This is a genomic window from Chitinimonas violaceus (assembly GCF_052601015.1).
In genome coordinates this window covers 14254-33263 of record NZ_JBQXDJ010000025.1, presented here as the reverse complement: position 1 = coordinate 33263, position 19010 = coordinate 14254, and the positions used below count along the sequence as shown (strand labels likewise).

General features: G+C 53.9%; 15 protein-coding genes. 14 read left to right on the top strand and 1 reads right to left on the bottom strand.

Annotated elements, in window-relative coordinates; genetic code table 11:
* The first annotated feature begins 91 nt into the window (after nt 1–91).
* The 9 genes from fdxA to ACUHMQ_RS10505 all read left to right on the top strand — a co-directional run bounded on the left by fdxA (nt 92) and on the right by ACUHMQ_RS10505 (nt 9403).
* Entirely contained in the window at nt 92–430 is a 339-nt protein-coding gene (gene fdxA, locus ACUHMQ_RS10545; protein WP_445295424.1) for a ferredoxin FdxA, read from the top strand.
* Between the two features lie 408 nt (nt 431–838).
* Nucleotides 839–1723, top strand: coding sequence for a methylisocitrate lyase (gene prpB / locus ACUHMQ_RS10540; protein WP_445295423.1), 885 nt, complete (start codon nt 839–841; stop codon nt 1721–1723).
* Entirely contained in the window at nt 1723–2268 is a 546-nt protein-coding gene (locus ACUHMQ_RS10535) for a GNAT family N-acetyltransferase (protein ID WP_445295422.1), read from the top strand. Before prpB ends, ACUHMQ_RS10535 begins: the two co-directional genes overlap by 1 nt.
* On the top strand, nt 2268–2717 hold the full coding sequence (locus ACUHMQ_RS10530) for an EVE domain-containing protein (protein WP_445295421.1): 450 nt from the start codon (nt 2268–2270) through the stop codon (nt 2715–2717). The genes ACUHMQ_RS10535 and ACUHMQ_RS10530 overlap by 1 nt, the downstream gene beginning before the upstream one ends.
* Nucleotides 2718–2755: 38 nt before the next feature.
* Nucleotides 2756–3910, top strand: coding sequence for a bifunctional 2-methylcitrate synthase/citrate synthase (gene prpC, locus ACUHMQ_RS10525; protein ID WP_445295420.1), 1155 nt, complete (start codon nt 2756–2758; stop codon nt 3908–3910).
* A 199-nt stretch (nt 3911–4109) separates the two neighbouring features.
* Complete coding sequence (locus ACUHMQ_RS10520; protein WP_445295419.1) at nt 4110–5561, top strand: bifunctional 2-methylcitrate dehydratase/aconitate hydratase; 1452 nt, start codon at nt 4110–4112, stop codon at nt 5559–5561.
* A 352-nt stretch (nt 5562–5913) separates the two neighbouring features.
* Complete coding sequence (locus ACUHMQ_RS10515) at nt 5914–6558, top strand: hypothetical protein (protein ID WP_445295418.1); 645 nt, start codon at nt 5914–5916, stop codon at nt 6556–6558.
* A 1204-nt stretch (nt 6559–7762) separates the two neighbouring features.
* Nucleotides 7763–8332 (top strand): cysteine hydrolase family protein, encoded by a 570-nt coding sequence (locus tag ACUHMQ_RS10510; protein WP_445295417.1) that lies wholly within the window; start codon nt 7763–7765, stop codon nt 8330–8332.
* Nucleotides 8333–8428: 96 nt separating this feature from the next.
* Nucleotides 8429–9403: a GlxA family transcriptional regulator gene (locus tag ACUHMQ_RS10505; RefSeq protein WP_445295416.1), complete on the top strand. Its 975-nt coding sequence runs from the start codon at nt 8429–8431 to the stop codon at nt 9401–9403.
* On the opposite strand, the gene ACUHMQ_RS10500 is transcribed toward ACUHMQ_RS10505, so the two are convergent.
* Entirely contained in the window at nt 9390–10571 is a 1182-nt protein-coding gene (locus ACUHMQ_RS10500; protein WP_445295415.1) for a glycosyltransferase, read from the bottom strand. The two genes, ACUHMQ_RS10505 and ACUHMQ_RS10500, sit on opposite strands and share 14 nt — an antisense overlap.
* A gap of 385 nt (nt 10572–10956) precedes the next feature.
* On the opposite strand from ACUHMQ_RS10500, the gene ACUHMQ_RS10495 reads away from it, so the two are divergent.
* From ACUHMQ_RS10495 to ACUHMQ_RS10475, 5 genes are all read left to right on the top strand, one after another.
* Nucleotides 10957–11505 carry a hypothetical protein gene (locus tag ACUHMQ_RS10495; RefSeq protein WP_445295414.1) on the top strand — a complete coding sequence of 183 codons (549 nt, stop codon included), beginning with the start codon at nt 10957–10959 and terminating at the stop codon, nt 11503–11505.
* 469 nt (nt 11506–11974) lie between these two features.
* Complete coding sequence (locus ACUHMQ_RS10490) at nt 11975–12841, top strand: DUF4123 domain-containing protein (protein WP_445295413.1); 867 nt, start codon at nt 11975–11977, stop codon at nt 12839–12841.
* 441 nt (nt 12842–13282) lie between these two features.
* The gene (locus tag ACUHMQ_RS10485; protein WP_445295412.1) at nt 13283–14119 is read left to right on the top strand and encodes a TetR/AcrR family transcriptional regulator; all 837 of its coding nucleotides are present in this window, start codon (nt 13283–13285) and stop codon (nt 14117–14119) included.
* Complete coding sequence (locus tag ACUHMQ_RS10480; protein WP_445295411.1) at nt 14116–15267, top strand: efflux RND transporter periplasmic adaptor subunit; 1152 nt, start codon at nt 14116–14118, stop codon at nt 15265–15267. The genes ACUHMQ_RS10485 and ACUHMQ_RS10480 overlap by 4 nt, the downstream gene beginning before the upstream one ends.
* A 110-nt stretch (nt 15268–15377) precedes the next feature.
* The gene (locus tag ACUHMQ_RS10475; RefSeq protein WP_445295410.1) at nt 15378–18674 is read left to right on the top strand and encodes an efflux RND transporter permease subunit; all 3297 of its coding nucleotides are present in this window, start codon (nt 15378–15380) and stop codon (nt 18672–18674) included.
* The last annotated feature ends 336 nt before the right edge of the window (nt 18675–19010 follow it).

Here is a 19010-nt window from a genome sequence, read left to right as displayed (position 1 = left end):
TTGCTGACAAGCTGCTGGCGACAGATCGCAAACAGGCTCTGATACAATCATGGGTGATCTGTAGCGCCGAAATTATCGAGGAATAAATAGAATGACTTACGTGGTGACTGATGCCTGCGTGAAGTGCAAATATACCGACTGTGTTGACGTATGTCCGGTTGATTGCTTCCGCGAAGGGCCTAATTTCCTGGTCATCGACCCGGACGAATGCATTGATTGCACACTGTGCGTCGCCGAGTGCCCTGTCGAGGCCATCTATTCAGAAGACGACGTACCTGCCGATCAGCAGGTTTATATCCAACTCAATGCCGAGCTCTCCAAGCATGCCAATTGGACCGCGATTGTAGAGAAGAAAGACCCGCTGCCCGATCATGACCAGTGGGCCAACGTCAAAGGCAAGCTTGCACATCTGGACAAAAATGACGCCTGATCAGGCCGCTTGGCTGCGATAGCCAAGTAGAAAAACGCCCGCCATCCCGAATCTGGCGGGCGTTTTTTCATGCCAATGAGTCAGCTGCCATCACCTAGGTAACACCTGAACAACAACTTATTCATCACGCCTTCAACAGCCTTAACCCCATACACACGGGGTTGCCCGCTGCAGTTCATCAAGCAACCAGCACAGATTCATACAACAGCCATGGCTCGCCACTACTGCGGGCAGCCAACAACGGTACTCGCTCAGGTATCATTCCGCGAACGTCAATGCTGCCGCTAACAAAGCGGCATGCCAGCCTTTGTTGATGCGTAATCCATGCAGTAGTGGCCGAGCCCTAATGCGATGCTCAACTGAACTGGTCCTTGCGATACAAACCAGCAGTCTGAATGGAGACACTTTATGCCCCTGACCACGCCAGGCGCGCGCTTTCGCGCTGCGGTTCAAGCCGAAAAACCCTTGCAGATCGTTGGGGCCATCAATGCCTACGCCGCCTTGCTGGCAGAACACAGTGGGCATAAAGCCTTGTATGTATCGGGCGGTGGGGTGGCGGCGAGCTCCTGTGGCATCCCGGACCTCGGTATCACTACCTTGGAAGATGTACTGATAGATGTGCGACGCATTACCGATCGCACGCAGTTGCCTGTGCTGGTCGATATCGATACCGGCTGGGGGGGTGCTTTCAACATTGCCCGCACCGTACGCGAAATGATACGGGCTGGGGCGGCTGCGGTGCATATCGAAGACCAGGTGCTGGCCAAACGTTGTGGCCATCGCCCTGGTAAAGCGATAGTCAGTAAGGAGGAAATGGTTGATCGCGTCAAAGCCGCCCTCGATGCAAAGACCGACCCAGATTTCGTGATCATGGCGCGTACCGATGCATTGGCGGTGGAAGGACTACAGGCTGCGATTGACCGTGCCTGTGCCTGCGTCGAGGCCGGGGCAGATATGATTTTCCCCGAAGCCATGGAAAGCCTCGATATGTACAAGCAGTTTGTCGATGCGGTAAAGGTGCCGGTGCTCGCCAACATCACAGAGTTTGGCAAAACCCCGCTATTTACCCGTGATGAACTGGGTAGCGTCGGCGTCAGCATGATGCTTTACCCACTTAGCGCCTTTCGTGCCATGAGCAACGCGGCACTGAATGTTTACAGCCATATTGCAGCCGAAGGCACGCAGAAGAATGTGCTCGACACCATGCAGACACGCATGGCGCTATACGATCATCTTGGTTACCACACCTACGAACAAAAGCTTGACGCCTTATTCGCCGATGGAAAGCAGTAATGAGCCTTGCATTGCGCGGTGAGCGTGTGGTCATACGTGATTGGCGTGATAGCGACTTGGCGCCCTTCGCCGCATTGAATGCCGACCCACAAGTCCGGCGTCACTTTCCTGATGTATTAACGCAGGCGCAAAGTGATGCCAGTGCGGCATTCCTGCGCGAACACGCCGAACGAGAAGGCTTCACCTTCTGGGCGGTGGAAGTACCGGGCGTGGCCGACTTCATCGGCTTTGTCGGTCTGCTGCGTATCCCGTTCGAAGCATCGTTTACACCGTGCGTGGAAATCGGCTGGCGTTTGGCGCGCGCCCATTGGGGAAAAGGATATGCCACAGAAGCGGCACGGCTGGCGCTCACTTACGGCTTTGATCAGTTGAAGCTCGATAAAATCGTCGCGATCACCACGCCCGACAATCTGCCCTCTCAATCCGTCATGACCCGCTTAGGCATGGCGAGAGACCTGGCTGCTGACTTCGACCACCCCAACGTTCCAGTTGGCCATCCGATGCGCCGGCATGTGCTGTACCACATTCATCGGGATAAGCATTGATGCGTTATTGGATCGGTGTTGTATCACGCGACCATGTATTGCGTGGTGTCACAGGCGGGTTCTGCCAGCTATGCCATGGCAAGAGCGGGCCATTGGGACGTATGGCGCCTGGAGACTGGCTGATCTACTACTCCCCCAGCGAGCGTATGGGTGAAACGGGTTCTTGCCAGCGTTTTACGGCAATCGGTCAGGTTCAGGACAGTGATGCCTACCCGGTCGAAATGGGCGAGGAAACGTTTTATCGGCGTAATGTCGCTTTCCGTCCCTGCCGGGAGGTGCAGATTCGGCCAATGATTGAACAACTGACGTTTATTCGGAACAAACAGCGCTGGGGGGCTGCGTTCCGTTTCGGCCATTTGGAAATCGGTCAGGACGACTTCAAGCAGATCGCCCAAGCCATGTTCGACACAACATCTTCCGCCATCACATCCAATATCGATCGCAACTAAGTAGAGGGTGGCCCAGCCACTGTATAAGGAGACATCGTATGAGCGACACACCGACAACCCTAGCCAAGCCCAAGAAGTCTGTCGCCCTCTCAGGCGTCGCCGCCGGCAACACTGCCTTGTGCACCGTGGGCCGTACCGGAAATGATCTGCACTACCGCGGTTACGATATCCTCGATGTCGCCGACGCCTGTGAATTCGAGGAAATTGCTCACCTGCTGGTACACGGCAAACTGCCCAACCAAGCCGAAGTTGCAGGGTACAAGCAGAAGTTGAAATCCCTGCGCGGCATTCCTGCCTCGGTGAAAACCGTCTTGGAAGCGCTGCCTGCAAGCACCCACCCCATGGATGTAATGCGAACTGGTGCCTCTGCACTAGGTTGCACACTTCCTGAAAAAGACGACCACAACATCGCCGGTGCACGCGATATCGCCGACAAACTCATGGCCTCGTTCGGTTCGCTGGTGCTCTACTGGTACCACTTCAGCCACAATGGTCGGCGCATCGAAGTCGAAACCGACGACGACAGCATCGGGGGCCATTTCCTGCACCTATTGCATGGCGAAAAACCCGGCGAACACTGGGTGAAGGCCATGCATACCTCGTTGGTGCTATATGCCGAGCACGAATTCAACGCCTCCACTTTTGCCGGCCGAGTAATTGCGGGTACCGGGTCAGACATGTACAGCGCGATTACCGGTGCCATCGGCGCATTACGAGGCCCCAAACATGGCGGCGCCAATGAAGTGGCATTCGAGATCCAGAAACGTTACGACAACCCGGACGAAGCCGAGGCCGATATCCGCGCCCGTGTCGAGCGTAAGGAGGTCGTGATCGGCTTTGGTCATCCGGTATATACCGTCAGCGACCCACGCAATGTCGTGATCAAGGAGGTAGCGCGCAAGCTGTCGAAAGAAGCGGGCAATACCAAGATGTTTGACATTGCAGAGCGCCTGGAAACCGTAATGTGGGACATCAAGAAGATGTTCCCGAACCTCGACTGGTTCAGCGCAGTCAGCTACCACATGATGGGGGTGCCCACCGCCATGTTCACACCTTTATTCGTTATCTCACGCACCAGTGGCTGGGCCGCCCATGTGATTGAGCAACGCATTGATGGCAAGATCATCCGTCCAAGCGCCAACTATGTCGGGCCTGAGGACCTCAAGTTTGTACCGCTTGAGAATCGTCGGTAGAGGTCGGGCGAGCTCCCCCTAGAACCCATTCAAAGTCTGCTGCGCGTCTGCGATACGGCATGGGAAACACCCTCGGAATGCTCATTTACCCCTCGTAAACTCCGCTTCCTCGGCTGTTTCCGTCTTGTCTCGGCCCACGAAACGTTGCGACCGGCTCTGTAGAAGAACCATCTCCACTCCTTTTTAGGAACCACCATCCATGTCCGCCCATATTTCCAACGTCCGCCCCGAACCCGATCAGGTATTGGTCGACATTGCGGATTACGTCTGCAATTACGAAATCACGTCCAACGAAGCTTATAACACCGCCCGCCTTTGCCTGATGGATACCCTGGGTTGCGGCTTCGAGGCGCTGGAATACCCCGCCTGTACCAAGCTGCTCGGCCCGGTTGTATCCGGCACCGTCGTCCCAAATGGCGCCAAGGTGCCCGGCACCCCGTACCAGCTCGATCCAATCCAGGCGGCTTTCAATCTGGGCGCAATGATACGTTGGCTGGACTTCAACGACACTTGGTTAGCCGCGGAATGGGGCCACCCCAGCGATAACCTCGGTGGCATCCTCATGACTGCCGACTGGATCAGCCGGACCCGTGTCGCTGCCGGCAAAGCCCCCCTCAGCATGCGTGATGTACTCACCGCCATGATCAAGGCACACGAGATTCAAGGCGTGCTGGCGCTGGAAAACAGTTTCAACCGGGTGGGGCTGGACCATGTCGTATTGGTCAAAGTGGCATCTACCGCTGTGGTGACCAAGCTCCTTGGTGGTACGCGCGAAGAAATCATCAACGCAGTTTCGCAAGCCTGGGTCGATGGCCAGGCACTGCGTACTTATCGCCACGCCCCAAACACAGGCAGCCGGAAGAGCTGGGCTGCAGGCGATGCGACAAGCCGGGCGGTGCGCCTGGCGCTCATCACACTCAAGGGTGAAATGGGCTATCCCGGCGTCCTCTCGGCCAAAGGCTGGGGCTTTTACGACGTATTGTTCAAGGGTAATGCGTTCAAGTTCCAACGCCCCTACGGCAGCTATGTGATGGAGCAAGTGCTGTTCAAGATCAGCTTCCCGGCAGAGTTCCATTCACAGACCGCCGTGGAATGCGCCATGACCCTGCACGGCAAACTCAGCGCCATGGGCAAGACTGCTGAGGACATCAAGAAGATCACCATCCGTACGCACGAGGCCTGTATCCGCATCATCGACAAGAAAGGCCCGTTGAATAACCCGGCAGACCGCGACCATTGCGTGCAGTACATGGTGGCCGTACCGCTGATTCACGGCCGCCTGACTGCTGCCGACTATGAAGATGAAATTGCAGCCGACCCACGTATCGATGTCTTGCGTGACAAGATCGTCTGCGTGGAAGACCCCGCTTTTACGCGCGACTATCACGATCCGGAAAAGCGTTCGATCGCCAATGGCCTGACTGTTGAGCTCAATGACGGCACCGTACTGACTGAAGAAGTCTGCGAATACCCCATCGGCCACTGCCGCCGCCGTAGCGATGGTATTCCGCTTCTGGAAGCCAAGTTCAAGACCAACCTAGCCCGTGTGTTCGCCTTCAAGCAGGCCAAGGCGATCTATGACCTCTGCGACGACCAGAAAACCCTGGAGCTCACACCCGTCAACGAGTTTGTCGACATGATGGTGAAGTAAGTATGTGAAACCGATCCCCGGTCCCGCTGCACCGCCACAGTGCAACAGGATCGGGTCCCACGCCCGTCATTGAACAGATTTGGCACACCATACTCGTAAAATACGCGCCCCCCCTCGTTTTCCCGACTTTACGAATTTGCTTTATCCCTCGATAGTTTTCATGCCTGCGTCATGCCGACTCGTATCGCCACGCTCAAATTTATGGGAATACACGCTGTCTGTTGCTGCATTTCAGGGGAACAGCGTCGTATCCGGCACCTTGCCCGGTATTCGCAGCGCAACCTTATCGCTAGTGCCAATCTGTCGCGTCAACAAATAAACCACAAGAAATAAACAAGTGGAAGTACGCATCATGAACGTAAAACTGCGCAAAACTGAAGCCGGCCTGCAGGCGCTGCAATCTCGGGAAGCCGGGGTACGACTCCCGGCGCGATTACGGACCTTGCTGCTGCAAGTCGATGGTCAGAAGCGTACGCCCGAACTTTCCAGGCTCGCCTTATCACTCGGCACCCCATCTGATGCCGTTGAAACGCTGATGGAAATGGGACTGGTGGAGATTATTCCTGGCAGCCAGATCATCACTCCTGTACCTGTAGCTGAACCAGTTGCCACGCAACGTGGCGTCGCTGCGGCCGCTTTAGCCCAAGTCACCGCATCCCAGTCCAAACCAGTACAAGCCAGTACAGATGTTGGGCATACCAGGCAGGTTACAGAGGAAGATGATCAGGAACCGCTTGTATCGACCAAGCTACCTGAGCCTTTTCAACCTATCGCCCTGATGATGCATAAGGTAACCGACACTCACCTCGGGACGAGGGCAACGATGCTCAAGCGCCGTATCAGTAAAAGCGAGACCGAAGCTGAACTTCGTCTTACCCTGATGGCGCTGCGCGAAGCCCTGGCCAAATCCAATGGTTACCTCCACGCTGATAAAGCATTGCAATACGTCTACCCCACACTTCCCCTGTTCAGCTTCAAAACCACCCCAGCGTTGTGATCAACCCTTTTCGCTCCATCTCTTGAGATACAGATCTGCTTAAAGCCTAACGAGCCAGGGAACGGCGAAGATACCTAAGGAGCCTCTTCCTAGGTGTTTCCGGTTCGCCCAAGTTCGTATGCTGCTTAGAATCGCTAACAAAACCCTTCTGGCGTTGTTGCGCAAGCTTGCCGTACCCACGTACTGTCTACGCTTGCACGCCTAGCCAGGATCGCTTCGTTGGGTTTTGTTAGCGACTCTTAAAACCCCCGCAAGGGGGCGTAGAACAGCACAGAAACCAAAACGTATGTTGTACCTAAGGTTTTCAAGTAGCACATGATGAGCACTGATTACAGCTGCGCAGTAAGATCATAAGCAAGTTCCAAGTACGATACTTGCACGCCAAGCGGCTCATCTCCTCGAATATATGAACGCATAAAAAAACGTATAGGTATTTGGCACAGGTATTACCCTCCCTCTTGAATTAAACAAGCCCACTGGCCTATTTAACGGTACGCACTCATAACCAAATCCCCCTGTTCCTCATTTTGGATTGGCACCTCAACCAGATTTAAATCGCATAAAAAAACATAGAAAATTGGATAAGCATTCCCTATTACTAACAGCACAATTACACAACAATCTAATTTATTTCAAGAAGCAAATCTCACAAGATGATATTCATATCATTGTCAATGCAATCAGCAACATAGAAGATAAAATCCATCAAATCTTCTTTATAAGCATATCAAAATGCCTAGTTACCCATTAGTCAATCTCATTCGCTCAAAAATAGAAAAGCCAATAATGGCGTTACCAATTAAGCACAACAATTCACAGTACATGCCTAATACAAAGTGCTGCTTACTTGTAAAGTCATTACCAACACTGCTTTGAATAAGAATAAAACGAGACTTCTTCAGAAGCATTACGCAAAGGCGTGTCGACTACGGCAATCAAAATAAATTCTATTTCAGATCAAATTTTTAGTCCTTGCCAAATATAAAAATAGCAATTTGTTGGCTTATACAGATTTCCATTCACTGATCTCACCCCTCATCCCCTCATAGCGATTTATTGGTATTGACAAATATCCGCCGTTCTTAACAAAGAAGCATTGGCGTAAAGCTTGTCTGAATTTCTCCTATTTTGGTCGGTTTTGCCTCCTTACTTTGCTTTCGATAGGGATTACTGTTGAATCACTCACAGCTTTGACTTATTTGCAATGACCCGTGCTTTACTCGTAATTGATGTCCAAGAATCATTTCGTTATCTGCCCTGTTGGCAAAACAATGATTTACCCGATTTTTTAGTCGCCCAGAACAAGCTGATTAGGGGTGCAAGCACTGCTGGCATACCGGTAGTACGTATCTACCATGTCCATATTCATGAACACAATCAGGCTTCTGAAAAATTCAGACACAGCTCCGGGTATATCGTCGCATTAGCGGGTAGCGACCCGGCTGCAGACCATATCGTCTTTAAACAGACACATAGCGCATTGGCTGATACAGGCTTAAGAACTTGGTTGCGCGCACAAGGCATCAACAGAGTAATTATTTCCGGCATCCGTACCGAACAAAGCTGCGAAGCAACAGCACGGCATGCTTCGGACATTGGCTTTGCCGTTGACTTCATTACTGAAGCCACCCTCACCTTTCCCATGCGACACAGCAATGGCCGCCACTTCAGCCCGGCCGAAATCAAGGAACGAACCGAACTTGTATTGGCTGGTGGCATCGCCCGCATCCTGAGTGTGGATGAAGTATTAGCCGAATGGCCCGTATTGGCATGACATCAATCGCACCCAGGTGCGGGATCAGTCATTCCCTCGAGCAATTACAAGAACGCATTTTGAATTCAGCAGCCTAGCTATATAGGGCACATGTAAATGACTACATCAGTTTACTTCATTTTACTACCGGACTTTCTGCTGCTCGACCTTGCAGGGCCTGCAGAGGCCCTACGTATTGCCCAGCGATATGGAGCCGATTTGTCGCTCCACTATGCCGGCCCCCTTGCCCTGCCCTTATGCTCACTAAATTTGACGTTGCAAATTACGGCAACGTTACCAGACACACTTCCTTCCGATGCCTGGCTCATCATTCCGGGCTTTCATTGCCCCCTGACTAATGAGTACAACGTCTCGTCACAACAACTGATTACATGGCTGAAACGAATCTGGCGACCAGATATCCGTGTGGTAAGCATCTGCTCCGCTGCGCTGTTGACGGGCGCCGCAGGTCTTTTGGATGGGCATACCTGCACCATACATCACACACTAACTGCACGGTTACGCCAGGTCGCCCCCAATGCACATGTTGAGGGCGATCGCATTTTTGTGATTGATGGCAATATCGCCACTTCAGCCGGCCTCACCACAACTGTCGACCTGACCCTGGAACTTATTTCCCGCCAGTTCGGCCCCAAGATCGCTATGGCGGTAGCGCGCGACATGGTGATATGGCACCGGCGTGATGGTGAAACCCCCCAGCTATCACCATTTCAGACTTATCGTGAGCATATGCATCCTGCCGTACACCGCGTGCAAGATGCGATTGCGGCAGAACCGGCCGGGAGCTGGTCACTCAACGCGCTCGCTGCCGTCGCTTGCGTCAGCACACGGCACTTAGCACGACTGTTCAAGCAACATATCGGCATATCGCCATTGGATTACCGACAGCGCATGCAACTGGCGCATATCGAGCCCCTTTTGCAACAGAAGGGCTATTCACTTGAACAGATTGCTGAAATCGGAGGCTTTGGTTCAGCGCGGGAACTGCGCCGAATCTGGCACCAGCAACGTGGTACACCATTACGCAGCCCAACATCAGTTCAGCTCGACAACACGCTTATGCTGGATTGAGCCTCGCCCCATTCAATACCGTCGTCAACACCGTATGCTGGTAAAAGTCGGCCATACGTTCCGCAGTAGTAGGGGCACTCCAGCTCTGCGCATAGATTTGCGCCTCTGTTGCCAAACGGTGACGCAAATCCGCCTTTATCAACACTTCGATCACCTTTCCAGCAAAATCAGCCGCTTCGTTCTTTGCGCATAAGCAGCCGCGTTCCGGCAGCAGAATGTCTCGTGTTCCCATGGCGGCGACTGCCACTACTGGCAGGCCCGTCGCCATAGCCTCCAACAATACAAGACCCTGAGTTTCTGTGACGGACCCAAACACAAATACATCAGCAGCCCGGTAGCAGTCGATCAATGCCGTTTTGCGGTCCAGATAGCCAATAAATCGAACCGACTCGCCCAACCCAAGCTGCTGAGCCTGTGCTTGCAGACTGGTCAGGGCCGGGCCTTCGCCTGCGATCAGCAGCACAAAATTCGGTCGGACCTGCCGTACACGTTCAGCCACCTGCAGCAAGAGGCCGATATTCTTTTCATGCGCCACACGACCGACAAACAGCGCGACTTCCTGGTGCTCTCCTATGTTATGGGCACGGCGGAATGCCAAACCATCTCCGCCTTGGAACCGCTCTAGCGGAATACCTGTCGGTATTACTGTTATTGGCGCAGTAACCCCGTACCGATGCAGCGCATCGCGCATGGCAACCGACGGCGCAACAACACCATCAGTAGCATTGCATTGCCCGCGTGAAATACGCCGGGCCACTGCACGTGTCCAACTCGCCGGCAGTATGCGGGCATAGTGATGCAGGTATTCTTCAAAAAAGGTGTGGTAGGTCGTTACCGCCGGTACGCCCAAAGCCTGCGCTATCTCCAACCCGGCATAGTGAGCAACAAACGGGGTCTGGATATGGACCAGTTGATACCCTTTTTTGCATAACTTCGGTAATAAACGACGCAAAAGACTTCGCCGCATCATGCGGTCCTCAGGGTCGAACGCCAGATAGCGGGAGGGTATCCGTATGAGGCCAGGCTCATCGACCTCATCCGGGTAAGCTGGTGCGACCAGGTCCACCACTACCCCTAATGCCGCCAACTCCTGGCGAAATGTCTGAATAGAGGTAGATACACCATTGACGCGGGGAAAATAGACATCCGAGACCATCAGCACACGCATACGTACACTCCATAGTCAGGAGCAGACAGACTATTCCTACAGTATGAAGAATTGATGACGGTGGACCAAGCAAGTGCTCTGCCCCCCTGCTGACAGCTGCTCGCGACAGTTCGTAAACACGCTCTCAACCTGTTCAAAATCTGCTGTGCGTCAGCAATACGGCGTTGAAAATGCCCTCTGAATGCGCATTTATTCCTTCGTAAATTCCGCTTCCTCGCGCATTTACGCCTTATCTTGCCCTGGCCCGCGAGACGTTGAACAGCTCCTCAGAATCCTCTCTTCTTGCTATTCAAAATATATTTTTGGATGAAAACCTAAAACTTTTGCTGAAACCCGGAAGCATGAAGCAGTACTCCTCTTTAAAAAATGACATTGTGTTAGTCATATGGCTGAGGGTTTAAAAATGGACAAGATAACTATCCAATGGCCTTTTCCTTTGCCTACGTTTCTTAAATTAAGCTTGTTGTGTAACGTAGTTTTACTTGTTTGCACGCTTAGCAACATCACCTTCAAGTCCCACCCAATACTTGAAGTGTCGCTCCTGGGCGGCTTGGTCCTGATCGCTTTTATCACAATCAGCCGTACCGTCAAAAGCACAGAGATCGATATAGAGAGCGGTGAAATCACCGTACGTTACCGGTCGCTTCCTGGGCTTCGCTCATCCAAAACGTACAAACGCGATGATTTTGACGCGATCAGAAGTTACATCATCGAGCCATCGGAGGTGAGCCGGTGCGTGACTGCAATTGAACTCGGCAACAGTCGTAACTTTATGAAGTTTGAACTGGGTAATTTCTCTGTCCGCACAAAAGACAAGCTCTTGAAGAAAACGAGGGTGGAGGCTGAAGAAGCCATCCAGATCCGGCAGGTGCTTGCAAAGAAGTGGTCGCTCGTGGACCAGGGGTGTACCGGGTTGAAAACTCAGATCAATTAAAACTGACTATTTGTAATCAAAAAACCTGAAGCGGCAGCTTAATGCCGCCTTCTCGTACTTCGCTTCCTTTTCGGTTATCTATCTGTAGCAAATCGGTAGTTGTATACGTGTCAATGCCAAGGCGCACCGCCAACTGTTTACCGATAGGAAGCCTCATGCTCCATCTCCCGCCTACCAGCCAAAGGCGCTTGTCCAACTGTGCAGTATCAACTGGCACATCCGGCGCTGTAACACCCATTCCCTCGCTTATCCTCCACTCGATACTTCGACCACCGGCTAGATTGCTCGATCAGCATTGGCGCCATGATTTTTGCCTGTCACGGAGCGATTACCGTCAAGACGAGTAAGAAATCGTTCGTAAAACCGACAAGATGGAAGCGCTGCTGCCATAGCTTCGCAACCACTGTGAGTATCTAAAAGTTTGCTCAAGTCCAGCACGGCGGGTTCGCCGTAAACCCCGAGATGTACCATGGAAACTGCCGAGCAACTTCGTATCCAAGTCACTTACTGGCTAAGCCAGCCACGCCCCGCAAATATCTATCACTATTTATTACTGGACCACGCCGCCATTCCCGCTTTGATTGACTGGCTGAACCAAGCGCAACTTCCCTACCGGCCGCTATGGGATACGGTCAACCCTAGAGAGCCGCACGCCCTGCCGCTGCTGGTGGTATTGCCTGTGGCATCCATGTTCAAGTCGATACAGTTCATCCGGCAACTGGCGCAAGGCGCGGCCATGCGTAATGCCATTACATGCATCGCCTCACCACTCGATTTCCCCACGTTGCGCCGTGCCCTTGCCAAACGTACCGAAGCGGCGCAGCCAAATCGTAGAAACGCCATGCTGCGTTATTTCGATACTCGTATCCTGCCGGAACTGCTGGCCTTACTCACCAAAACCCAAGCAAAGGCATTCCTGGGTTTTGCCAGCAACCTTGCCTATGCCAACCGATATGGTGTGCTGTGCAACGTGCCGGTTACTTTTCAGCCCGAGGCATGGCAATCCCCCTTTCCATTGGACGAGGTACAGCATAGTCAGCTGGATTCGGCCACCATGGCCAATACGGTACTGGACGTGATGCAGCGCGAAATGCCCAGTCAGATTGCATCGCTGAACCCAGGTGAGCGCTATACGCTTGCTTATGCTGCCGTTGCCCAGGCACGCAGCTTGGGTCTCGATACAATAAGCGACTTCGTACTGATGACACTGCTGCATCAAAATCCTGGGCCGACACAACTGGACAACCCAATCTGGCAAGCCGGCTTTTCACAAGTAAAAGCAGGTGAGATCACCTTGGCGAATTTGGTCGCCAGCACAGTGGCCACTCACGCTTAGAACCTGTTAAAAGTCTCGCGAGTTATTAAAGCAAGGCAAGGCGACAACACCCGAGGAAAGGGAGTTTACATAGGGCAAATGCGCATTCCGAGGGTGTTTTTTGTATTTGGATAACGTGCAACTGACTTTGAGCTTGAGCAGGTTTTCAGATCCCCACAGAGTAGGTATTCCGCCTTTACATCCCATCGACCAAATCTCCCCCAAGCGGCAAACCGAACTAACAGAGAAAAATGCAACGTACTTGTCAGCACCCCTTCCATGCTCAAGTAAGGGGAAGGTTCGGTCTCGTGTCGCATCTGACAAGGCTTTGCCATCACCCATTCTGTGACTCAACAAGCGTGCATGACATAGAGGGCTTCATCAGTAATGCCGAGAATGCTTTACAGAACGCCTCGTGAATAAATAAAATACCAAACAGTATGCTTATAGGAGTGCACGGACTTGAACCACGCTGCTCAACCCGCAATTGAAATTGACGCCCAGACTGCCCGCCAAGCTGCTTTAGCCGCATTACGTACGCTTGCGGCTACCGTACCGGCTGATACGTTGACCTATGCCGATATAGCAAAGGCATCCAATGTGCCCTGGCAGACGGTAAAGCGCCTGCTTGGCCCGCGTGAGCAGTTTGCTGCGTTGCTTGAGGGTGCTGTTGCAGAGCCCGTGGACACCCGCGACCGTATTCTCGAATCCGCTGCACGCGTGTTTTCCCAAAAGAGTTACCTGGGCGCCTCGCTTGACGAGGTGGCGGCCGATGCGGGGTTGACCAAGGGTGCGGTCTACTGGCACTTCAAAAGCAAGAACGACCTTTTCTTTGCGCTGCTCGACAGTCGCTTCCAGGTTGAGTTCGACCATCACTTGCCGGAAGCCATTGAGCAACAATCCATTCATGTATCGCCACGCGAAGGCACCAAGGCGCTACTTGCGGGCGTGCTGGACCGGGTGAAGCAGGACCCCGACTGGCCACGCCTGTTCCTGGAGTTTCTAGGCCAGGCACGCGACCCGGAAGTACGTAAGCGTCTGGCCCGCTCTTATCAGGAAAGCTATCGCTTATCAGCCACCCTGATTACCCAACAACATAGCCTGCACAAACAACCCGCACCGGTTGACCCTCAACTGCAGGCCATATTCTGGAGCGCCTTGATGGATGGGTTGATTACCGCCTGGTTACTCAACCCCGAGGCAATTGACCTCGACACCCTCATGCCACGCATTGTCGACATGCTCTGGCAGGGACTGGACCCAGAGAAGCAAGCTCCTCAGGAAGGAGATTCCGCATGAACCGCCCAATCTCATCGCGTGCAAAACGCCACGCCGTCATTGTCACCGTTCTGCTAGCACTCGCCGCAGGCGGCATTGTGGTGGCCCAAAAGAAGAACGCAGCAACCACCCCTGACAAAGCCGATACCGCTGCTATCGCGTTGGAACTTGCCGCTTCGGACCTTGCACACGTCACAGACAGTACCCTGATCCAGCCACTGAGCCTGTCCGGTACGCTCAATCCTATACGGCAAACGGTTATCGGTGCTGAAGTAGACGGGGTATTGAAAGAAGTGCTGGTCCGCCCGGGCGACAAAGTGAATACCGGCCAGGTTATTGCGCGCTTTGAGGCTGGCGACCGTAATAATCAGCTGCGTAACCGCATTGCCAACCGAGAACGCTACAAGGCCGAACTACACCTCGCCGAGAAAACCCGTGAACGGGATGCAGACCTGCTCAAGCAAGGCTTTATCTCACCCACCGTCTACGACAAGAGCGAAAATGCCGTCGCCGTCGCAGCTGCACAACTCAGGGCAGAGGAAGCCCAGGCTGCCGTGGCGAACAAAGCGGTATCGGACGGCGTGGTGCGCGCACCCTTCAACGGCATCATTGCCAGCCGTAAAGCGGAGCCGGGCAGCCGGGTCAATGTTAATCAGGCGCTATTCAACCTCGTAGACCTCAATGAACTCGAGTACGAAGCCAACGTACCAGTAGCCCGCCTTCCTGCCGTCAAACTAGGCCAGCTGGTAACGCTCAAGATCGAAGGGTTTGACCAGCAGCAATTCACCGGCAGTATTGAACGCATCGCACCGGTGGCCGATGCCGGCTCACGCATGGTGCCGGTCTACGTAAAAGTGAACAACCCGGCCCATAGTCTGCGCGGCGGCATGTTTGCCCAGGGCGAAGCGACCCTGGCCAAGGTTGAGCATGCTGCCACCCTGCCCTATAGCGCGATCCGTGACCTCGACGGCAAAGCACCTTATGTATTGGCAGTGGAGAACGGCAAGATTGTTTCCCGCCCGATCAAGCTCGGCCTCATGAACGAGCTGACCAAACAGGTGGCGATCACCGAGGGCATCAAGTCCGGTGCGGTGGTCGTAATCGCCAAGATCGAAAACCTCAAGCCTGGCCAGGCTGTGAAATTGCCTGTAGCCAAACCAACCGCCTGATCGACTTACCAACCCTGGGCAGAAACAGGTATGCCCTACCTGTGGTCTGCCTGGGCTGACGCATTCACATACCACGCACGCGGCGCTGCCGCATAAACGAGGTTGTTTCCATGTGGTTCACCCGCATCAGCATCCAAAACCCGGTTTTCGCCACCATGATGATGGTGGCGTTGGTGGTGCTTGGCTTGTTTGCCTACCAGCGCCTACCGATCGAGGAAATGCCCGATATCGAATTCCCATTCGCCATTGTGGTTACCAGTTATCCAGGCGCATCGCCCGAGATCATCGAATCGGAAATCTCACGGCGCGTCGAAGAAAAGCTGTCCACCATCTCTGGTCTCAAGAACCTGACTTCGGACAGCTATAGTGGCCAATCGATCGTGGTAGCCGAGTTCGAACTCGACACCAATGTCGACCAAGCCATGAAAGATGTGCGCGAGAAGGTTGACGAAGCCAAGGCCGAATTTCGCAAAGAGGTAAAAGAGCCTTACATCACCCGGGCACGCGAAAGCGACGGTCCCACGCTTTCTGTCGCCATCACCAGCGACAAACTGAATGAGCGGCAGATGACTATCCGTGCCGACCAATACATCCAACGCCAGTTCCAGACAGTGAAGGGGGTGGGCAGCGTACGGCTGGTTGGCGCGATCAAACGGCAACTGAATATTGAAATATTGCCCGAGAAGATGCGTGCGTTGGGTATCGGCGCAGACCAAGTGATCTCTGCGATTCGTACCGAGAACCAGGAAGTACCCGTCGGCAACATCGAGTTCGACAGAACCGAACGCGTCGTGCAGCTCAAGGGCCGCCTGATCGAAGCGGCCGAGTTCGGCAAGATCGTGGTAGCACGTCGTAATGGCCAGCCGATTCTGCTCAATCAGATCGCCAATGTCATCGATGGCGAGCAAACGCGTGACTCGTTGGCCTTGGTGAATGGCAAGCGAGCATTGACGGTCGACATTACCAAGATCAGCGGTGCGAATACCGTGCAGGTGGCCGACGATGTACGCGCCATGGTCGATAATCTCAACAAGGAGCTAAGTGCTGAAAATATCCAGCTACAGGTCGTAGGCGATGGGTCACGCGGCATACGTCGGTCGTTGGCGGACGTGAAGTCCACTCTGTTCGAGGGCGCTGCACTGACGGTGCTGATCGTCTGGCTTTTCCTCGGTTCCTGGCGTTCCACCGTGATTACCGGGCTCACTTTGCCGGTGGCTTTGATCGGCACCTTCTTCTTCCTGCAGCTGTTCGGCTTCACCATCAATGTGATGACGCTGATGGCCATGTCGCTTTGCGTAGGCCTCTTGGTGGACGATGCGATCGTGGTACGCGAGAACATCGTACGTCATGCCGAAATGGGCAAAGGCCACTACCAGGCTGCGATGGATGGCACGGCTGAGATCGGCCTTGCGGTATTGGCCACTACGCTGACCATTGTGGCGGTGTTCATGCCTGTCGGTTTTATGGGCGGCATCATCGGCAAGTTCTTCTTCCAATTCGGCATCGCCGTCTGCGCTGCGGTGCTGATCTCGATGTTTGTCTCCTTCACCCTCGATCCGATGCTCAGCTCGGTGTGGCACGACCCACACGCCCATGGCATGAAGCACTCAGGGCCTGTGGGCAAGGTACTGGATGGATTTGAGCGTTGGATGGACAAGGTATCCGCCCTGTACGCCCGCGCCATTGAGTGGGTGCTCAACCCCACACGCCAGTCCATGCCTAAATGGCTGGTACTGATGCTGGCTGTGCTCTTCCTTCCAATCACGCTCTTTATTCTTGCCACTCGGCCACGTGCCCGGGCCTGGCTGAAGTCGGGGCTGAAAGGGAAACCAAGCTGGTCTCACCGATCCATGGTGCTCATTGCCGCCGGTGCATTGTTCTTTGGTTCATTCCTGCTGGTACCGATGATAGGCGCGGAGTTCATACCGACCGCAGATGTCGGGCGGATCAACATCGATTACCGCACCCCTATTGGCAGCTCGCTCGACTACACCACTTCGAAAGCACAGCAGGTGGAAGAAGCCTTGCATGCCTTCCCCGAGATCGAGGAGATGTACACCTCAATCAATACTGGGGATTCTGGCGGCAAGCACATCGCCCATACCAACCTGACCTTGATCGAGAAGAAAAAGCGTATCAGCCAGGAGGCCTTGATCAAGAAGATCCGAGGGCGATTGGAGCAGATTGCCGGTATCGAGCTGCGTAGCGTGAAAGGACCGGAAGGTGGCGGCGGTCGCTCGCCGATCTTCATCACCTTGCAAGGCAAGGACCTGGGTGAGTTGCAACGTATTGCGGAAAATGTTGCCGAGCGTCTGGGCAAGATCAAGCATGTGGTTAACGTACAGACCTCGTTACGGGCAGCCAAACCAGCAATCGACATCAATGTGAATCGTGAAATGGCCAGCACGCTTGGGTTGTCGGTCAGCCAGATCGGTACGACCCTGCGTCCCTTGATTGCGGGTGACGATATCGGCACCTGGCAGGCGCCTGATGGGGAAAGTTACGACATCATCGTGCGGCTGCCGGAAAACAATCGCCGTATTGCCGAAGACCTGGCCAATTTGCCCATCGCCAGTACGGATATCGACTCGCGTACCGGCCAGCCGGTAATGATTCCGCTGTCACAAGTGGCGGAGATCAAGGACAGCGGTACCCCTACTTTGATCAAGCGGCGCAATCTGTTCCGCAATGTCGAGGTCTATGCCGATGTAGAAGGCGTGCCGGTCGGCGAAGTACAAGCGGAAGTGGACCAAGTGCTCAAGAGCATACAGATGCCGCCGGGCTATCGCTTTGCCCAGGAAGGCGCGAATCGCGATATGGACGAGAGCTTTGGCTACGCGGTGCAGGCCTTAGTGACCGGGGTGATCTTTATCTACCTGATCCTAGCTTCGCAGTTCGGCAGTTTCAGCCAACCGCTGGCCATCATGACATCGCTGCCGCTATCGTTGGTGGGTATCTTCCTTGCGCTCCTGGCTTGGCGTTCCACGCTTAACCTCTTTTCCATCATCGGTGTGATCATGCTGATGGGGTTGGTGACCAAGAACGCGATTCTGCTGATCGACTTTGTGAACCGTCTGCGCGAACAGGGGGTGGAGCGTTTCGCCGCGATTGTCGAAGCAGGCCACGTGCGGTTGCGCCCTATCCTGATGACCACTTTTGCGATGATAGGCGGCATGGTGCCCTTGGCGCTGGCCTTGGGTGAGGGTTCCGAACAACGGGCACCCATGGCCCATGCCATTATTGGCGGCGTGATCACCTCTACGTTGCTGACCCTCGTTGTGGTGCCGGTGGTGTTTACCTATCTGGATGACCTGGGCATGTGGTTGAAGCAGAAATTTTCCATTAAACACCCAGCCCCGGACGCACCAATACAGGATGCGGTAACGCAGTCCGGCACAGGCCACTAACAACCTGCTCATAGCTTGCTGCGCCGCAATACAGCGTTGGAAACCAGAAAACGGCATGTACCTTTGTACATGCCGTTTTTATTTAGTCCAATATTCACCCGACCGACTATCCACATCCCCGAACCTATTCAACGCTTAGCAAGCACGACAAGGCGAAATCACCCAAAGAAGCACAGTCTACTCATGGTAAATGAGCATTCCGAGGGGGAGGTTAAACGCCGTACTGCTGACATGTAGCAAACTTTAAACAGGTTCTCAGACCTTCCAGCTTAAAACCTCGCTTTCTGAATACTCTTGTCGGATAAAGGATTGCGCTTTGAGAGTGGACTCACCATA